Origin of the sequence: Microcystis sp. LEGE 08355 (assembly GCF_015207185.1) — a bacterium.
In the GTDB taxonomy this organism is placed as follows: Bacteria; Cyanobacteriota; Cyanobacteriia; order Cyanobacteriales; family Microcystaceae; genus Microcystis; species Microcystis panniformis.
In genome coordinates this window covers 1-1,888 of record NZ_JADEXI010000759.1, presented here as the reverse complement: position 1 = coordinate 1,888, position 1,888 = coordinate 1, and the positions used below count along the sequence as shown (strand labels likewise).

Sequence of the window (1,888 nt, the reverse complement as noted above, 5' to 3'; positions counted from 1 at the left end):
CTGGTATAGTTCACTTATCATTTTCGTTATTTAGGTCATATATGGTAAATATGACTTATCTTTTTTTGGAGTCTGTGTCTGTATTCCATGCTACATAAGCTTTTCAGCTGGCTTGTCCCCCTGTCAGATTTCAAACAGTTTACTAAGTAAGGTAGGTATTACCCACACTACTTATTTATGATGATACTAAAAGACTTCCTACACTCCTCAAAAGAATTTACTATAAGTGCGGCTTTTAACATCTCTTCTAAAACCGAAATAACTGAAGCATCATTGAGACATTGTCCAATATCTCCAGGGATATCGCCTAGTCGGTTTTCCAAAACTTTTTTCACAAAATCACGAGCATTTTCTAACGCTCCAATTTCCTTACCGCGTTCTATCCCTCGTAACTCCCCAATTTCCTCACCAATTTTCCTTCCTCGCAACTCCATATTACTCATTAAAGGCATGGTTCTTTCCTCCTCAAATTGTTTGATTTTACTCTCTAAGCTTGACTGTAATTCAGGGGATAAAGTCATCATATTGTCGATGATTTCAAACAGTTTAATTATCTGTTCCCTCTCGAACTCCTTTTCATATAATCCCCTGATTAACTTCCACTTCCACTGTTCCCGTTGTGGCAGCTTTCCAGTAGTCGCTTTTGTTTTCAGGTGTGCCATGACGATTATAGCAAAGGGATTGCTGCTTGCTTCTAGTTCTGACCAGCTTTCCTCATAGTCCAGTAATTTGACTGTTGGGAATTTCAGACTCACTTCACAGCCGGCGATATTATAATTATAAGAATCTGGTCGCCAATTTACTCGTTCATCCCCTAATATAGCGAGACTGATAACCGGTTTCTGATACAAATCAAAGGCACGATAGTTATAAATATACATCCTCTGAGGGAAATTTTCTTCGTATTGACTTTGAATTTCAATATGAATCAAAATCCACACTTCTTCACCACTGAGTAACCAGACTTTATAGAGTTTGTCAGCGAAACGTTTTTTTGTCTTTGCTGAAGCGGTAATCCGTTTGAGTTCTTTTTCTAGGGATTCGGGAATTTTTGTCCAATCAATTAATTGGTGAACTTCAGGAAAAAAGAAGTATAAAAACGCTTCAAAATACTGGCTTAATGCTTCTTTCCAGGGTTCATCATAATTGGCGGTTGTTGGGTTCATTGGAGAAGAAAATTCCTGAGACTATTGTTCTAAAAGTTGATGCAACTCATCAAAAGAATTAACGGTTAATGCCGATTTCAGTAACTCGTCTAAAATCGATAATACAGAAATTTTATCCACAGCTTGCTCAATTTCTATTGGAATGTCACCCAATCGCGTTTTCAGCACCGTTTTAACATAGTTACGAGCATTTTCTAACGCTCCAATTTCCTTACCAATTTCCTTGCCTATTTCTTTACCGCGTTCTATCCCTCGTAACTCCCCAATTTCCTTACCAATTTCCTTACCGCGTTCTATTCCTCGTAACTCCATATTACTCATTAAAGGCATGGTTCTTTCCTCCTCAAATTGTTTGATTTTACTCTCTAAACTTGACTGTAATTCAGGGGATAAAGTCATCAGATTGTCGATGATTTCAAACCTGAGAGGGGGACAAGCGAGCTAGAAGGTAGATAGGGCAAGCGATATCGCTCTTTGTCCTTTGATGTAATCCTTCAACCGATAGCGGCTAATTTGCATTAACTCTTCTATATTTTTTGGGAACATTTGATGTAGCTGGAGCCAATGATAGAGATGCTGACCCACATAAAAACTACTGTGTCTGCGTTGACCTTTATATCTTTTTTCAGGTCTTGTGACATATTTTTGGATTCCCATATCCTTAATTTTTTTACCTTGCAGTGTGGCACTTGTATAGGCGATAGCTATAACAATTATCAGCT

General features: G+C 38.0%; 1 protein-coding gene and 2 pseudogenes. All 3 read right to left on the bottom strand.

The annotated features are described in order from the left end of the window. Positions 1–167: 167 nt before the first annotated feature. Positions 168–1,166, bottom strand: coding sequence for an Rpn family recombination-promoting nuclease/putative transposase (locus tag IQ242_RS23765; protein ID WP_193961648.1), 999 nt, complete (start codon positions 1,164–1,166; stop codon positions 168–170). Positions 1,167–1,187: 21 nt separating this feature from the next. Further along, positions 1,188–1,586, bottom strand: a pseudogene (locus IQ242_RS23760) (hypothetical protein); the annotation flags it as partial. Between the two features lie 21 nt (positions 1,587–1,607). Further along, positions 1,608–1,888: pseudogene (locus tag IQ242_RS23755) on the bottom strand (transposase); the annotation flags it as partial.